General features: G+C 66.6%; 18 protein-coding genes and 1 other RNA gene. 12 read left to right on the top strand and 7 right to left on the bottom strand.

The window, feature by feature from the left end:
• The first annotated feature begins 108 nt into the window (after positions 1 to 108).
• Positions 109 to 327, top strand: coding sequence for a DUF1127 domain-containing protein (locus tag AC2ITM_RS15825; RefSeq protein WP_486467592.1), 219 nt, complete (start codon positions 109 to 111; stop codon positions 325 to 327).
• A gap of 286 nt (positions 328 to 613) precedes the next feature.
• Positions 614 to 1,351 (top strand): Bax inhibitor-1/YccA family protein, encoded by a 738-nt coding sequence (locus AC2ITM_RS15830; RefSeq protein ID WP_486467593.1) that lies wholly within the window; start codon positions 614 to 616, stop codon positions 1,349 to 1,351.
• Positions 1,352 to 1,478: 127 nt separating this feature from the next.
• On the opposite strand, the gene AC2ITM_RS15835 is transcribed toward AC2ITM_RS15830, so the two are convergent.
• The 4 genes from AC2ITM_RS15835 to rnpB form a co-directional block, all read right to left on the bottom strand.
• Complete coding sequence (locus AC2ITM_RS15835) at positions 1,479 to 2,075, bottom strand: GNAT family N-acetyltransferase (RefSeq protein ID WP_486467594.1); 597 nt, start codon at positions 2,073 to 2,075, stop codon at positions 1,479 to 1,481.
• A 106-nt stretch (positions 2,076 to 2,181) separates the two neighbouring features.
• Positions 2,182 to 2,349, bottom strand: a complete 168-nt coding sequence (gene rpmG, locus AC2ITM_RS15840) for a 50S ribosomal protein L33 (protein WP_007799108.1) — start codon at positions 2,347 to 2,349, stop codon at positions 2,182 to 2,184.
• A gap of 198 nt (positions 2,350 to 2,547) precedes the next feature.
• Positions 2,548 to 3,222: a PRC-barrel domain-containing protein gene (locus AC2ITM_RS15845; protein ID WP_486467595.1), complete on the bottom strand. Its 675-nt coding sequence runs from the start codon at positions 3,220 to 3,222 to the stop codon at positions 2,548 to 2,550.
• A gap of 221 nt (positions 3,223 to 3,443) precedes the next feature.
• Positions 3,444 to 3,857: RNase P RNA component class A (gene rnpB, locus AC2ITM_RS15850), an RNA gene on the bottom strand.
• Positions 3,858 to 3,978: 121 nt separating this feature from the next.
• On the opposite strand from rnpB, the gene AC2ITM_RS15855 reads away from it, so the two are divergent.
• The 10 genes from AC2ITM_RS15855 (at position 3,979) to AC2ITM_RS15900 (ending at position 12,991) form a co-directional block, all read left to right on the top strand.
• The gene (locus AC2ITM_RS15855; RefSeq protein ID WP_486467596.1) at positions 3,979 to 4,434 is read left to right on the top strand and encodes a universal stress protein; all 456 of its coding nucleotides are present in this window, start codon (positions 3,979 to 3,981) and stop codon (positions 4,432 to 4,434) included.
• 88 nt (positions 4,435 to 4,522) lie between these two features.
• Positions 4,523 to 5,086, top strand: coding sequence for a NifU family protein (locus AC2ITM_RS15860; protein ID WP_486467597.1), 564 nt, complete (start codon positions 4,523 to 4,525; stop codon positions 5,084 to 5,086).
• Between the two features lie 76 nt (positions 5,087 to 5,162).
• Positions 5,163 to 5,801: a tRNA (adenosine(37)-N6)-threonylcarbamoyltransferase complex dimerization subunit type 1 TsaB gene (gene tsaB, locus AC2ITM_RS15865; protein ID WP_486467598.1), complete on the top strand. Its 639-nt coding sequence runs from the start codon at positions 5,163 to 5,165 to the stop codon at positions 5,799 to 5,801.
• Positions 5,798 to 6,211, top strand: a complete 414-nt coding sequence (locus tag AC2ITM_RS15870; protein WP_486467599.1) for a GNAT family N-acetyltransferase — start codon at positions 5,798 to 5,800, stop codon at positions 6,209 to 6,211. The genes tsaB and AC2ITM_RS15870 overlap by 4 nt, the downstream gene beginning before the upstream one ends.
• 157 nt (positions 6,212 to 6,368) lie before the next feature.
• Positions 6,369 to 7,376, top strand: coding sequence for a BMP family lipoprotein (locus AC2ITM_RS15875; protein ID WP_486467600.1), 1,008 nt, complete (start codon positions 6,369 to 6,371; stop codon positions 7,374 to 7,376).
• Between the two features lie 115 nt (positions 7,377 to 7,491).
• Positions 7,492 to 9,096: an ABC transporter ATP-binding protein gene (locus AC2ITM_RS15880; protein WP_486467601.1), complete on the top strand. Its 1,605-nt coding sequence runs from the start codon at positions 7,492 to 7,494 to the stop codon at positions 9,094 to 9,096.
• On the top strand, positions 9,089 to 10,183 hold the full coding sequence (locus tag AC2ITM_RS15885; protein WP_486467602.1) for an ABC transporter permease: 1,095 nt from the start codon (positions 9,089 to 9,091) through the stop codon (positions 10,181 to 10,183). The genes AC2ITM_RS15880 and AC2ITM_RS15885 overlap by 8 nt, the downstream gene beginning before the upstream one ends.
• A gap of 1 nt (position 10,184) precedes the next feature.
• Positions 10,185 to 11,150 carry an ABC transporter permease gene (locus AC2ITM_RS15890; RefSeq protein ID WP_486467603.1) on the top strand — a complete coding sequence of 322 codons (966 nt, stop codon included), beginning with the start codon at positions 10,185 to 10,187 and terminating at the stop codon, positions 11,148 to 11,150.
• 153 nt (positions 11,151 to 11,303) lie between these two features.
• Positions 11,304 to 12,212, top strand: coding sequence for a sulfite exporter TauE/SafE family protein (locus AC2ITM_RS15895; RefSeq protein WP_486467604.1), 909 nt, complete (start codon positions 11,304 to 11,306; stop codon positions 12,210 to 12,212).
• Positions 12,209 to 12,991, top strand: coding sequence for a TIGR02186 family protein (locus AC2ITM_RS15900; protein ID WP_486467605.1), 783 nt, complete (start codon positions 12,209 to 12,211; stop codon positions 12,989 to 12,991). Before AC2ITM_RS15895 ends, AC2ITM_RS15900 begins: the two co-directional genes overlap by 4 nt.
• 129 nt (positions 12,992 to 13,120) lie before the next feature.
• Here AC2ITM_RS15900 and AC2ITM_RS15905 read toward each other — a convergent pair whose 3' ends face one another.
• The 3 genes from AC2ITM_RS15905 to AC2ITM_RS15915 are packed head-to-tail and all read right to left on the bottom strand — an operon-like array spanning position 13,121 to position 14,725.
• Entirely contained in the window at positions 13,121 to 13,996 is an 876-nt protein-coding gene (locus AC2ITM_RS15905) for a lysophospholipid acyltransferase family protein (RefSeq protein ID WP_486467606.1), read from the bottom strand.
• A gap of 47 nt (positions 13,997 to 14,043) precedes the next feature.
• Positions 14,044 to 14,322 carry an HPr family phosphocarrier protein gene (locus tag AC2ITM_RS15910; RefSeq protein ID WP_486467607.1) on the bottom strand — a complete coding sequence of 93 codons (279 nt, stop codon included), beginning with the start codon at positions 14,320 to 14,322 and terminating at the stop codon, positions 14,044 to 14,046.
• Between the two features lie 10 nt (positions 14,323 to 14,332).
• Positions 14,333 to 14,725 carry a PTS sugar transporter subunit IIA gene (locus AC2ITM_RS15915; protein WP_486469449.1) on the bottom strand — a complete coding sequence of 131 codons (393 nt, stop codon included), beginning with the start codon at positions 14,723 to 14,725 and terminating at the stop codon, positions 14,333 to 14,335.
• Between the last annotated feature and the right edge of the window lie 15 nt (positions 14,726 to 14,740).

Below are 14,740 nucleotides of genomic sequence, written 5' to 3' on the forward strand. Positions count from 1 at the left end.
TGTTGTTTCGCAGAAACATTCATTTCCAATATTGATCATACTCCGCCATATCCATCAACGGAAATCATGAAGACAGACGGATAGATCAGCGCCCTGAAAGGAAACGACATGAGCACGCGCCTTCTGACCACCGACCTGTCCCGGACGGCCCCAGCCAAGCGCTCGCCGTTCGAGACCTTTGCAACCTTCCTGCAGATCCGCCGCGAGCGCCGCGCCCTGGCCCACCTCAGCGACGAGATGCTGGCCGACATCGGCCTGAGCCGCGACACCGCCCGCACCGAGGCGGCCCGCCGGATCTGGGACGCACCGCGCCGTCTGGCCTGCTGAAGGCCCCTGCCGCCCTAGGCGGCCCCCTTTGTCCCGGAACTTGCCCCGCTCCCGTTTGGCAAGTCTCCCCTTGTGCCCGCGGTCTCCCCGACCCCCGGCACATACTCGACCCGCCGGGCCCCTTCCCTGACCGGAAGGACACACGCGCCCCGCGGGTCTTTTTTTCGTCACGACGCCTCACAAGGCTATTTGTTCCGATCAACTATCTTGAAATGCCGGACCGGCTTCCCGATATTCAGTGCAAACACGCCACACGGGCGTGAAGCAGATTCAATCGGAGGCTCTCATGGCTGATTTCAGAACGATGCGCACGGCGGCGGGCAGCCGCGCCGCGTCCATCGACGCGGGGCTGCGCGCCCACATGAACAAGGTGTACGGCACCATGTCCGTGGGGATGCTCATCACCGCGCTGGTCTCCTGGGCCGTGGGCACGACACCGGCGCTGATGGCCGTCTTCCGCAACATGGAAACCGGCCAGATGACGATCCTGGGCTGGGCCGTGATGTTCGCCCCGCTGATCATGGTCTTCGCCTTCGGCGCCGCGATCAACCGCCTGTCGGTGGCGGGCGCACAGCTCTTCTTCTACGCCTATGCGGCGGTGATGGGCCTGTCGCTCAGCTGGATCTTCCTGGCCTTCACCGGCATCTCGATCGCCCAGGTCTTCCTGGTCACCGCCATCGCCTTCGCCGGCCTCAGCCTCTACGGCTACACCACCAAGAAGGACCTGTCCGGCATGGGCACCTTCCTGATGATGGGCGTGATCGGCATCCTGGTGGCCTCGGTGGTGAACATCTTCCTGGGCAGCCCGGCGCTCTACTTCGCCATCTCGATCATCGGCGTGCTGCTCTTCGCGGGCCTGACCGCCTATGACACCCAGAACATCAAGACGACCTACATCCAGCACGCCCGCGTCGCCGACCAGGAATGGCTGGGCAAGGCCGCGATCATGGGCGCCCTGCAGCTCTACCTCGACTTCATCAACATGTTCATGTTCCTGCTGCAGATCTTCGGCAACCGCGACTGACGCGCCCGCCACCGAAACGCCGAAGGGCCGGTCACATCGACCGGCCCTTTCTCGTTTCCGCCCCATTTTCTTGTTCCAAATACCTCGGGGGAATCGACCGCAGGTCGATGGGGGCAGCGCCCCCTCTTCACTCCCCACGGGCCTCCCACCGCATCTGGATGGCCGGGAACAGCAGGCCGTTGGGCAGCCGCACCTCGATCCCCGCCTTCGGCTCGAACCCAAGCGCCGCATAGAACGGCGCCGCCGTCAGCGTCGCCTGGACGTGCAGCACCCGGATCCCCGCCGCCCGGGCCGAGCGCATGACCCGCGCGATCACCCGCCGCCCAAGCCCCTGCCGGATCGCATCGGGATCGGTGGCGACATGGCGGATATGGGCCTCGCCGCTGCGCCCCGGCGCTCCGTGCGGCGACGAATCGGTCCATCCGCCCCCCGCCAGCACACGCTCGTCGATCTCGGCGATGAAATAGGTCCCGCAGGTCAGCACCCCGGGCCGGGCGCGGCCGATCAGCGGCAGCGCCTCGCGCAGCAGTTCGGGCGGGTAGTCGGCCGCCAGAAGCGCCCGGTACGACCGCTGGATCATCCGGCCGACGGCCTCGGTATCGGCGGGCAGCGCCGGGCGGATCAGCAGCCGGTCATCGGCCAGCAGGGCCTGCGGCAGCCGCGGCGGCCGGGCATCGGCCGGCCGGGCGTAGGGGGGTAAGTCACAAGGTGGAAGGGGGGACATGAGGGGGCTCCGATCACGGGTCTGTCTGGGGGAAGACAGGGCGCGGCCCCAAAAGAAAAAGCCGCGCTCTGCGGCGCGGCTTTCTGCATGGTCGTCGAAGGGGATCTTACTTGATCTTGCCTTCTTTGTACTCGACATGCTTCCGCACCACCGGGTCGTACTTTCGTACGGTCATCTTCTCGGTCATGGTACGCGCGTTCTTCTTGGTCACGTAGAAATGGCCCGTGCCCGCGGTCGAGTTCAGACGGATCTTGATAGTCGTCGGCTTCGCCATTGTTTCTCTCCTGCATCAGACGCAGGACGCCCACGGCGGGCACCTCGTCCTTCTCGAAAACTCTTGAAGCCCGGCTTCTACTTGAACGCGGCCCCGAGTCAACTGCGAATCTCGGGGGCTTCCGCGCTTTTTCACCAAAAAGGGCGGCCGCAGCCGCCCTTTTCCGTGCCGGGGATCAAATCCCGCCAGCCAGACCCCTTACTGGGTCGCCGTGGCGCTGCCGGTCGAGGCCCCGCTCATGTCAGTGCCCTTCGGCGCGGCATCATCCGATTTCTTCTGCTCGTCCTTGGTGACGAAGGCCGGGGCGGCCTCCAGGTCGTCCTTGGTGGACGAGGTGATCAGCCGCGGCTTGCCCTGGTCATCGTTCTGGACCTGCAGGCTGGCCATCTGGATGGCGACATGCTTTTCGCCCATCCCCAGGAAGCCGCCGACGCCGATCACCACGCCCTTCACCTGGCCATCCATCGAGATGATCAGATCGTCGATGCTGCCGACCTTGTCATCAGCGCTGTTGAACACGGTCGAGCCGATCAGGTTGTCCGCCAGGATCGTGTTGTCATCCTGCATGGTGATCTGGCCATCGACCGGCTGCGTCTGATCCTTGGCATCCGCCATCGTCTCGGCCGGAGCCGAGGGATCGGTGCCCTGCGCCATGTCGGTCGAAGTATCGCCCGTGGTCGAGGTCACGGTGGCGCCGCTCGGGTCGGTGGTGGTGGTGGCGTCGGCCGTGGCGCTGCCGTCCGCCGTGGCGCTGGCCGAGGCCGAGGGCTTCGGTGCCGTGGCATCCTGGGTCGCGGCAAAGCCTGCAAGCGGCGCCGAGGCGACAAGGGCGATCAGGGCGGCGGTGCTGGTGGTGCGGAACAGCTTGGTCATGGTCTCACTCCTTCAGGTCTGCGGCGACCCGTCCGGGGGTGCCGCCTTCTGGGGGATCAACCCGCTGCCCCCGGGGCGACGTTCCATCGCCCGCCCGGCCCCATCGGCGGATCCCGGCCTGCTGCAGCGCGGCGGATGCGCGGGTTCCCTCTGGCGGGAAAAATCTGCCGTCCGGCAACCGCCGGACGAAAGGCCGTCAACCGAAAGGCCAGTGGATGGAAATGCGCGGAGGGCCTGTAAGCCGGATTTTGTTCCCCGGGTCGCCCCGGTTCGATGATCATTCATCTCGGACCACGGTTACCCGTGGCCTCTAGCTGCCAACCCGGACTTCCGGGCCAGGACGGCCCTGCGGTGACACCAGGTGCCCCGCGTGAAGTCCCTATTCGGCATTGCTCCCGGTGGGGCTTGCCATGCCGGTCCGGTTACCCGTCCCGCGGTGCGCTCTTACCGCACCGTTTCACCCTTGCCCCGGACCTTCCGAAGAAGCTGTCCCATGCGGGACGACCGGGGCGGTCTGTTCTCTGTGGCGCTGTCCCTGGGGTTGCCCCCGCCGGGCGTTACCCGGCACCGTTGCCCTGTGGAGTCCGGACTTTCCTCGACGGGGGTACCCCCGACGCGATCATCCGGCCCTCCGCGCCCGCGCCCCTTAGCGGGCCGCGCGGCGCCGGTCAATCACCCGCGGCCATCCCGGGCCAAAGCAATTCCGTTGCCCCGGCTTCGGGCTTGGGTCATGATCCGCGCGAAAGGACCATACCCATGCGCAAGTTTCTCGTCGTCCTGGACGACAGCCGCGAATGCCTGAACGCGATGCGCTTTGCCGCCATGCGCGCCGCCCATACCGGCGGCGGCGTGACGGTTCTGTCGGTCATCGAACCCGAGGAATTCGGCCACTGGATCGGCGTCGGCGACCTGATGCGCGCCGAGGCCCGCGAACGCATCGAGGCCCATTTCGAGGTCTTCGCCAAATGGATGCGCGACCGCCAGAAGGTCCAGCCCGAACTGGTCATCCGCGAAGGCGAACCCTACGAGCAGATCCTGGCGCAGATCCGCGAGGACCCCGAGATCGGCGTGCTGGTGCTGGGTGCGGCCAAACACAAGGCCGGCCCCGGGCCGCTCGTCTCGGCCATGAGCCGCAACGCGGGTTCGCTGCCGGTGCCCGTCACCATCGTTCCCGAAGACCTCTCGAAAGAGCGCCTCGAGGCCATCACCTGAGGGCGCGCGCCGCACCTTAGAATGGTTCCAAAGATTGACAGCGGCCCGCCGAAAGCGCATATCGGGGGCTGACAGAAAGGGCCTGCCGATGTTCATCCAGACCGAATCCACGCCGAACCCCGCCACGCTGAAATTCCTGCCCGGTCAGACCGTGCTGGACATGGGCACGGCGGATTTCCCCTCGGCCGCCACGGCCGACACCTCTCCGCTGGCGAAACGGCTGTTCAGCGTCGATGGCGTCACCGGTGTCTTCTTCGGCACCGATTTCGTCACCGTGACCAAGGCCGACACGCTGGAATGGGACCACCTGAAGCCCGCGCTGCTGGGCGCCATCATGGAGCACTTCCAGTCGGGAGAGCCGGTGATGGGCGGTTCCGCCGCGCCCGCCTCGGGCCATGCCGACCATGACGGCCCCGACGAAGAGATCGTCGGCCAGATCAAGGAACTGCTCGATACCCGCGTGCGTCCCGCCGTGGCGCAGGACGGCGGCGACATCACCTTCCACGGCTTCGACCGTGGCGTCGTCTATCTGCACATGCAGGGCGCCTGCGCGGGCTGCCCCTCTTCGACGCTGACGCTGAAGATGGGGATCGAGAACCTGCTGCGGCACTACATCCCCGAAGTGACCGAGGTCCGTCCGGTCGCCGTATAAGGCGCCGCCCCTCGCTTTGGATCTTCCCGGCCTGCCGAAGCCCCCTTCGGCAGGCCGTTTCACGAAAGCACGCCCCTTGCCCTGCGATCCGACCGCCGCCCTGATCCTTGCCATCGACACCTCTGCCCCGCATTGCGCCGCGGCGCTGTTGCGCGGCGACACGCTGCTGGCCGAACGGCTGGAGCCCATGGCCCGCGGCCAGGCCGAACGCCTGGTCCCCCTACTGGAGGAGCTGCTGGCCGAGGCCCGCTGCAGCTGGGCCGATCTGGACGCGCTGGCGGTGGGGGTGGGGCCCGGCAACTTCACCGGCATCCGCATCGCGGTGGCGCTGACGCGCGGGCTGGCACTGGCGCTGAAGATCCCCGCCATCGGCATCACCGGCTTCGAGGCGCTGGCCCTTGCTGCCCCCCGCCCGGCGCTGGCCACCCTGCCCGCGCCGCGCGACCAGATCTACGGCCAGCTGTTCGACACGACGGGCACGTCCCCGGCGCAGCTGTTCGATGCAACCGCGATCCCGGCCGAGCTGACCCCCGCAGGCACCGTCGTGCTGGGCGCCGCCCCCGGCGCGCAGCCCGCCGCCCCGAACCCCGCCCCGGCGCTGGCGCTGGCGGCACGGGCCCGGCTGGGCCAGGACCACGCGCCCCCCGCCCCCTTCTACCTGCGCCCCGCCGATGCCGCCCCGCCGCGCGACGCGCCGCCCCGGATCATCCCATGACCCCCGAGGATCTTGCCCACCTGCACGCGCTGTGCTTTTCCACGCCGCGTCCATGGACCGCACCGGAATTCGCCCAATTGCTGGGCGACCCCGCGAATTTCATCGTCACGGAACCCTCGGGCTTCCTGCTGGGCCGGGTCATCCTGGACGAAGCCGAGGTGCTGACGCTGGCCGTCGATCCCGCCGCGCGACGCCAGGGCACCGGGCGGGCGCTGATGACCCGCTTTGCCGACGAAGCCCTTGCCCGCAACGCCGCAAATGCCTTTCTCGAGGTCGCTTCCGATAACGAAGCTGCCATCGGCCTCTATCTTGCCGCAGGGTTCCGGTTGACCGGCCGCCGTCCGCGCTATTACCGCGCGCCCGATGGTTCGTCCAAGGACGCCGAAATCATGGGCAAGAGCCTGGCCTGAGGCGTGCAGCGCGCCACACCGGTTCAACCAAACGGTCAGGAAATTCTATTGACCGGATGTGGGGCCTCTGTCCTAAATCGAGAGGATCGTTCCGATCCTCAAGGCTAGGGCCGCAGCCGACCGGACGACAAGACGGCCAAGCAAACGGGAGACACGCATGACCCTCAAGACCACTTTCCTCGGCGCTGCCGCGACTGCCCTCGTGATGGCGGCCTCCGCGGCCGTGGCCGAACCCGCCCTGATCTATGACCTGGGCGGCAAGTTCGACAAGTCCTTCAACGAGGCCGCCTATCACGGCGCCGAACAATGGGCCAAGGACACCGGCGGCAAGTACAAGGACATTGAGATCAGCTCGGAAGCGCAGCGCGAACAGGTCCTGCGCCGCTTTGCCGAAGAGGGTTTCACCCCGATCATCACGACCGGCTTCTCGTTCTCGACCCCGATCGCGAACATCGCCGCCGACTATCCCGACATCAAGTTCGTGACCATCGACGGCTATGTCGACCCGGATGCGCATCCGAACGTGCTGTCGGTGCTGTTCAAGGAAGAAGAGGGGTCGTACCTGGTGGGCGTGCTGGCGGCGATGAAATCGACCACCGGCACCGTGTCCTTCGTCGGCGGCATGGACATCCCGCTGATCCGCAAGTTCGGCTGCGGCTTTGCCCAGGGCGCCAAGTCGGTCAACCCCGACATCAAGGTCATCGCCAACATGATCGGCACCGATCCCTCGGCCTGGAACGACCAGCTGAAGGCATCCGAGCTGACCAAGGCGCAGATCGCGCAGGGCTCTGACGTGATCTTTGCCGCTGCCGGCGCCTCGGGGCTGGGCGTGCTGCAGACCGCCTCGGACGAGAACGTCTATGGCATCGGCGTCGACGCCAACCAGAACTACCTGCATCCGGGCCATGTGCTGACCTCGATGCTCAAGCGCGTCGACCTGGCCACCTACGAGGCCATGAAGGAAGGCGATGCCCTGAAGACCGGCGTGTCGGTGCGCGGCCTGAAGGAAGACGGCGTGGGCTACGCCGTGGACGACAACAACAAGGACCTGATCACCCCCGAGATGGCCGCCGCCGCCGAAAAGGCCAAGGAAGGCATCATCGCGGGCACGATCAAGGTGCACGACTACTCGACCGACAACACCTGCCCGGCGCTTCAGTTCTGAGGCACGCCGCCGGCCGGGGCCCCTGCCCCGCCGGACGCAGGATGAGCAGGGGCCGCAAGACCCGCGGCCCCTGTTCCGCATTCCGCACCCACCATGCACGCACGGGACGCCGCATATGACAGACATTGCCCCCGCCATCGAGCTCAAGGGGATCTCGAAGGCCTTCGGCCCGGTGCAGGCCAACAAGGACATTTCCATCCGCGTCATGCCGGGAACCATTCATGGGATCATCGGTGAAAACGGCGCGGGCAAGTCGACCCTGATGTCGATCCTCTACGGCTTCTACAAGGCCGATGCGGGCGAGATCTGGATCGACGGCAGAAAGACCGAGATCACCGACAGCCAGGCCGCCATCGCCGCCGGCATCGGGATGGTCTTCCAGCACTTCAAGCTGGTCGAGAACTTCTCGGTCGTGGAAAACGTGATCCTGGGCGCCGAGGACGGCGCCTTCCTGCGCCCCTCCGTGTCCAAGGCCCGCAAGACGCTGAAACAGCTGGCCGAGGAATACGAGATGCACGTCGACCCCGACGCGCTGATCGAACATCTTTCCGTCGGCCACCAGCAGCGGGTCGAGATCCTGAAGGCCCTCTACCGGGAGGCCAACATCCTGATCCTGGACGAGCCGACGGGCGTGCTGACGCCCGCCGAGGCCGACCACCTGTTCCGCATCCTTGCCAACCTGCGCAAGGAGGGCAAGACCATCATCCTGATCACCCACAAGCTGCGCGAGATCATGGAGATCACCGACACGGTTTCGGTGATGCGGCGCGGCCAGATGACCGCCACCGTCAAGACCGCCGAGACCTCTCCCGAGGAGCTGGCCGAGCTGATGGTGGGCCGCAAGGTGCTGCTGCGCGTCGACAAGACGCCGCCCGTCCCGGGCGAGGTGGTGCTGTCCGTGAAGGACCTGCACGTCACCGATGACAAGGGCGTCGAGCGCGTCAAGGGCATCTCCTTCGACATCCGCGCCGGAGAGATCCTTGGCATCGCGGGCGTCGCCGGCAACGGCCAGTCGGAACTGATGAACGTGCTGGGCGGCATCATGGAAGGCACCGGCCAGATCACCATGATGGGCGCGCCCCTGCCGCTTTCGGGCAAGGGATCGGACGGTCATGCCCGGCGCGAGGCCTCGATCGGCCACGTCCCCGAGGATCGCCAGCGCGAGGGCCTGATCATGGAATTCTCCGCCTGGGAGAACACCGTCTTCGGCTATCACCTGGATCCGCAGTGGCAAAAGGGTCTGCTGATGGACAATGCCGCCATCCGCAGAGAGGCGGCGGCCAAGATGGACCGTTTCGACGTGCGGCCCCCCGACCCCGAACTGAAGGCCAAGAACTTCTCGGGCGGGAACCAGCAGAAGATCGTCCTGGCGCGCGAGATCGAGCGCAACCCCGACCTGCTGCTGATCGGCCAGCCGACGCGCGGCGTCGACATCGGCGCGATCGAGTTCATCCACCAGGAAATCGTCCGCCTGCGCGACGCGGGCAAGGCGGTGCTGCTGGTCTCGGTCGAGCTGGACGAGATCATGTCGCTATCGGACCGCATCGCGGTGATGTTCGACGGTCAGATCATGGGCGAACGCCTGCCCGGCCAGACCACCGAACGCGAACTGGGCCTGCTGATGGCGGGCATCGCCGGCGAACCCGGCAAAGAAGACTGGAAGGCGGTCGAGGAAAGCCTCGCGGCCGTGGAACAAGAAGGGGCTTCCCAAAATGGATAGGATGCCTGCCTGGGCCGATGTGGTCCTGGTCCCGCTGATCTCGGTGCTGCTGGCGGCGCTGATTTCCGCCATTGCCATCGTGCTGATCGGGGAAAACCCCTGGGAAGCCTTCAAGATCATGGTCGAGGGCGCGCTGATGAAGTCCTCGGGCTGGGGCTATACGCTCTACTATGCCACGAACTTCATCTTCACCGGCCTTGCAGTGTCGGTGGCGTTCCATGCGCGGCTGTTCAACATCGGCGGCGAAGGCCAGGCGGTGCTGGGCAGCCTGGGCGTGACCCTGGTGTGCCTGTTCATCCCCTGGCCGAACTGGGAACTGGCGATCCTGGGATCGACGGTGGCCGCGGCGGTCTTCGGGGCGCTGTGGATGCTGATCCCGGCCTATCTGCAGGCCAAGCGCGGCAGCCATATCGTGATCACCACGATCATGTTCAACTTCATCGCGGCGGCGCTGATCAACTACCTGCTGGTCAACCACCTGCGCCCGATGGGCTCGATGGAGCCGGCATCCGCGGTCTTCCCTGCCGCCACCCACCTGCCCAGCTTCCATGACATGTTCTCGTTCATGGGGCCGAAGATGTTCCGCGGCTCGCCGGCGAACGTCAGCTTCTTCCTGGCGATCCTGGCGGCGGTTTTCGTCTGGCTGCTGATCTGGCACACCCGGCTGGGCTACGCGATCCGTTCGCTGGGGTTCTCGGAATCGGGGGCGAAATACGCGGGCATCTCTCCGGTCAAGGTGATGATAATCGCGCTGCTGATCTCGGGCGGGCTGTCGGGCCTGATGGGCGTCAATGCCACGCAAGGCGAGGCCGAACGGCTGATCCTGAACTCGGCCGAGGGCGCGGGCTTCATCGGTATCGCCGTGGCGCTGATGGGGCGCAACCACCCGCTGGGCGTGGTGCTGGCCTCGATCCTGTTCGGCTTCCTGTATCAGGGCGGCGCCGAGCTGGCCATGTGGACCTCGATCCCGCGCGAGCTGATCATCGTCATCCAGGCCCTGGTGATCCTGTTCACGGGGGCGCTCGACAACCTGGTGCGCTGGCCGCTGGTCAGCCTGTTCGCAGCCCTGCGCCGGAAGGAAGGCTGACATGGACCTGAGCACAATCATCGAAATCCTGGGCTCGACCATCCGGCTGGGCACGCCGCTGCTGCTGATGTGCCTCGCGGGGCTCTTTTCGGAGCGCGCGGGCGTCGTCGACATCGGCCTTGAGGGCAAGGCGCTGGTCGCGGCCTTCTTCTCGGCGGCGGTGGCCTATGTGTCGGGCTCGGTCGTGCTGGGGCTTCTGGCGGGCATCGCCGCCTCGCTGGTGTTCTCGCTGATCCATGGCCTGGCCTCGATCACCTTCCGCGGCAACCAGCTGATCTCGGGGGTGGCGCTGAACTTCCTCGCCTCGGGGGTGACGGTTCTGATCTCTCAGACCTGGTTCGGCCAGGGCGGGCAGACGCCGACGCTGGGCAACGTGCGCTTCCTGCCCGTCACCCTGCCCTTCGCCGATGCCATCGAACCGGTGCCGGTGCTGGGGCCGATCTACCACGACCTGATCTCGGGGCATTCGATCCTGGTCTACGTGGCCTTCCTGCTGGTGCCGGTCACCTGGTGGATCCTCTACCGCACGCGCTTTGGCCTGCGCCTGCGCGCCGTGGGCGAGAACCCCGGCGCCGTCGACACCGCCGGCGTCTCGGTCGCGCGGCTGCGCTTCAGCGCGGTGCTGATCGCGGGGCTGCTGTGCGGCCTGGCGGGCAGCTACCTGTCCACCGCCCTGCAGGCGGGCTTCGTCAAGGAGATGGTCGCGGGCCGCGGCTACATCGCCCTGGCGGCGCTGATCTTCGCCAAGTGGCGGCCCTGGTACGCGCTGTCGGCCACGATGCTGTTCGGCCTGCTGCAGGCGGTGGCGCTGCGCTACCAGAACATCAACCTGGGCGACGGCATCGTCATCCCCGTGCAGTTCATGAACGTGCTGCCCTACATCCTGACGATCATCATCCTGGCCGGATTCGTCGGCGCCGCGGTCCCGCCGCGCGCCAGCGGCGAGCCCTACAGCAAGGAACGCTGAGGCCGCACGGCCACGCATGCGGAATTGAACGCCCCGCGGACTTGTCCGACGGGGCGTTTTTCGTGCAAGCGAAAGCTGTTCGCCGGAGGAGGAACGGGCAGGCGGATGCGCGTCGCTGTTGCGCGCGCGCCCCGCTTGACGCTAGGAATAGCCATGATCTACCTGCCCATCGCCGAGGTCTCCGTGAACATCTACCTGCTGCTGGGCCTTGGCGGCCTGGTGGGGGTTCTTTCGGGCATGTTCGGTGTCGGCGGCGGGTTCCTGATCACGCCGCTGCTTTTTTTCGTGGGCATCCCGCCGTCGGTGGCGGTGGCGACCTCGGCGAACCAGATCGTCGCCTCGTCGGTCTCGGGGCTGTTCGCGCATCTGAAACGCAAGACCGTCGATCTGAGGATGGGCGTGCTGATGCAGGCCGGCGGCGTCGCCGGGGCCGCGATCGGCGTCTTCATCTTCAAGATGCTCAAGCAGCTCGGCCAGGTCGATCTGCTGGTCAACCTGTGCTACGTGGTCTTCCTGGGCGCCATCGGCGGGCTGATGTTCGTCGAAAGCCTGCGCGCCATCCGCCGGGCCGGGCGCGGCGGCCCGGTGCCCAGGCGCAAGCAGCGCGGCTGGGTGCATACCATGCCGCTGAAGATGCGCTTCCGCACCTCGGGCCTCTACATCTCGGTCATTCCGCCGGTGCTGGTGGGCTTCTTCGTGGGGGTGCTCTCGGCCATCATGGGGGTGGGCGGCGGCTTCATCATGGTGCCGGCGATGATCTACATCCTGCACATGCCCACCAAGGTGGTGATCGGCACCTCGCTGTTCCAGATCATCCTGGTGGCGGCCTTCACCACCTTCCTGCATGCCGTCACCTTCCACACGGTCGATATCCTGCTGGCGCTTTTCCTGCTGATCGGCGGCGTCATCGGCGCCCAGATCGGCACCCGCATCGGTGCGAAACTCAAGGCCGAACAGCTGCGCATCCTGCTGGCGATGCTGGTCCTCGGGGTCTGCCTGAAGCTCGCCTTCGGCCTCTTCCTGCCGCCCTCCGACGTCTACTCGATCACGGCCCTGCAATGACCCGCTTCCTGCTTGCCCTCGCCCTGCTCCTGTCGCCGCTGGCAGCCTTTGCCCAGGCGTCAAAGACCCCCGACGAACAGGTTGTGCTGGGCCTCAGCCAGAACCGCGTCGCCATCACCGCCAATTTCGACGGATCCGAGCTGCTGATCTTCGGCGCCGTCAAACGCGAGCAGCCCGCCAGGGTGCCGCCGCTCGATGTCATCATCACCGTCGCCGGCCCCTCGGAAACGCTGGTCATCCACCGCAAGGCGCGCCGCGCCGGGATCTGGGTGAACACCGACCAGGTGACGATCCGCTCGGCCCCCAGCTTCTACGCCGTGGCCACCTCGGCGCCGCTCGACACCTCGCTCACCGCCACCGAGGACCTCCGCCACCGCATCACCATCCCAAGCGCGATCCGCTACATCACCTCGCGCGACGATGTCCTCGACGAGGACAACTTCGTCGACGCCCTGATCCGCATCCGCGAGCGCAACCACCTCTACCTGGTCAACGAACGCTCGGTCCGCTTCGACGAACAGACGCTGTTCCGCACCTCCATCGCCCTGCCCTCGAACCTCGAGGAGGGCGATTACACCGTGCGCGTCTTCCTGACCCGCGAAGGCCACGTCGTCTCGACCCACGAAGCCCGGCTGCATGTCGGCAAGGTCGGCCTGGAACAATGGCTCAACAGCCTCTCGCGCGACAACGCGACGCTCTACGGCCTGCTGGCGATCCTGATCGCGGTGCTCTCGGGCTGGGCCGCCTCCGAGGCCTTCCGCCTGCTGCGCCGCCAGTAACGCGCCCCTGGCCCCCGATGCCCACACCCTCCATTTTCTTGTCCTGAAATACCTCGGGGGAGTCAGCCACAGGCTGACGGGGGCAGCGCCCCCTGCCCGGCCCACAGTCAAGGCCCCGTCAAACCCCGCTCAAAGCCCCAGCGTATGGTCCCGCAGCCAGGCCATGAAGCCGCGCGGATCGGCCTGCAGCTGCGCCATGCGCTCGGGGCCCACCACCTCGCCCACCACCGGCGTCTGGGGGCGGTTCAGCGTATGGACGATCTCGTGCAGCAACAGCCCCTGCCTCAGCACCCCCGAGATCCGGTTCGCCACGTGGTAGGCCCGGGAATTCGCCCCGGTAAAGTGGATCGGCACGACCTGCGCTCCGCTGCGGCGGATCATCTGGGCGGTAAAGACGTTCCATTCGGCCTCGACCACCGGGCCGAACATCGTGGCCGAGGTCGCAACCACCCCCGACGGAAACACCGCCACCAGCCCGCCCTGCTTCAGATGCGCCATGGCCTTCGCGCGCATCTCGACCATCTTTGGCTGCGCCTCGGGGTCATGGGGGAACGGCACGGTGATCATGAACGACGACGCCACCTCGTCCAGCCCGTCCAGCACCGAGCGCGTCAGGATCCGGTAATCCTGACGCCGCCGGCCGATCAGCTCGGCCAGGATCATGCCATCGACCAGCCCGTGCGGGTGATTGGCCACCACCACCACAGGGCCGGTCCTGGGGATATGCGCCAGCTGGTCCTCGGGCGTGGTCACGGGAATGCCCATGACATCCAGGCAGCCCTTCCAGAAGGCCTGGCCGCGCGGGCTGCCCATGCGCTCGAACCGGCGGATCAGCCGCAGGATCGTCAGCTTGCCGGTCATCCACTCCATCGTGCGGATGACATTGCGCTTCAGCGGATCCTCGAAGGTGGTGGAATAGGTCAGCGTGCGCCGGTCGTAACGGGTGACGCCCGGCGCCTGCCCCCGCCCCGTCAGGGCACCATGATCCTGGGAACTGTCCACCACCGGCCTTCACCCGTCCTTGCACTGCCGGACCGCGCTGCGGCCCGCGGTTACATGTCCTCGCCGAAGCGGTTCGCCACCAGATGCGCCAGTGCCTCGGCCAGCGCCACGGCATCGGGCCCCGAGGTCTCGACCTCGATGGTGCTGCCCTTGCCGGCCGCCAGCATCAGCAGGCCCATGATGCTGTCACCGGATGTCGAATCGCCATCCCGGCTGACCTCGGCGCGGGCATCGAAACCCTCGACCACTTCCACGAACTTGGCCGAAGCCCGGGCATGCAGCCCCTTTTCGTTGACGATGGTCAGCGTCCGCAGAACGTTCTCGGTCATCTCCCCTCCCTCAGCCTCCGCTCAGGTTGCGGCTGTCGATATATTTGCGACCCGCTTCCGTCGCGTCGCGCACAGCCTCCGGGAGCGACTTATGGCGCGACTTCGCCAGCTTGATCAAGGCCGGAAGATTGACACCGTAAAGGATCCGCCTGTCGTCCGGCCGGCAGGCCATCAACGACAGATTGCTGGGAGAGCCGCCGAACATGTCGGTGACGACGACAACACCATTGCCCTGGTCGACCAGGTTGGCGGCGGCGCAGATCTCCTGCTCCTTGCCGGCGCGGCTGTCATCCACCCCGATCGAGATCGCCTCGATACCGGGTTGCATGCCCACCACATGTTCCACCGCGGCCTTGTATTCACGGGCCAGCCCGCCATGGGCAACGATGACAATTCCGATCAATGCCGGGATCCCTTC

It is taken from the genome of Pseudooceanicola sp. NS-SX9, assembly GCF_057380705.1.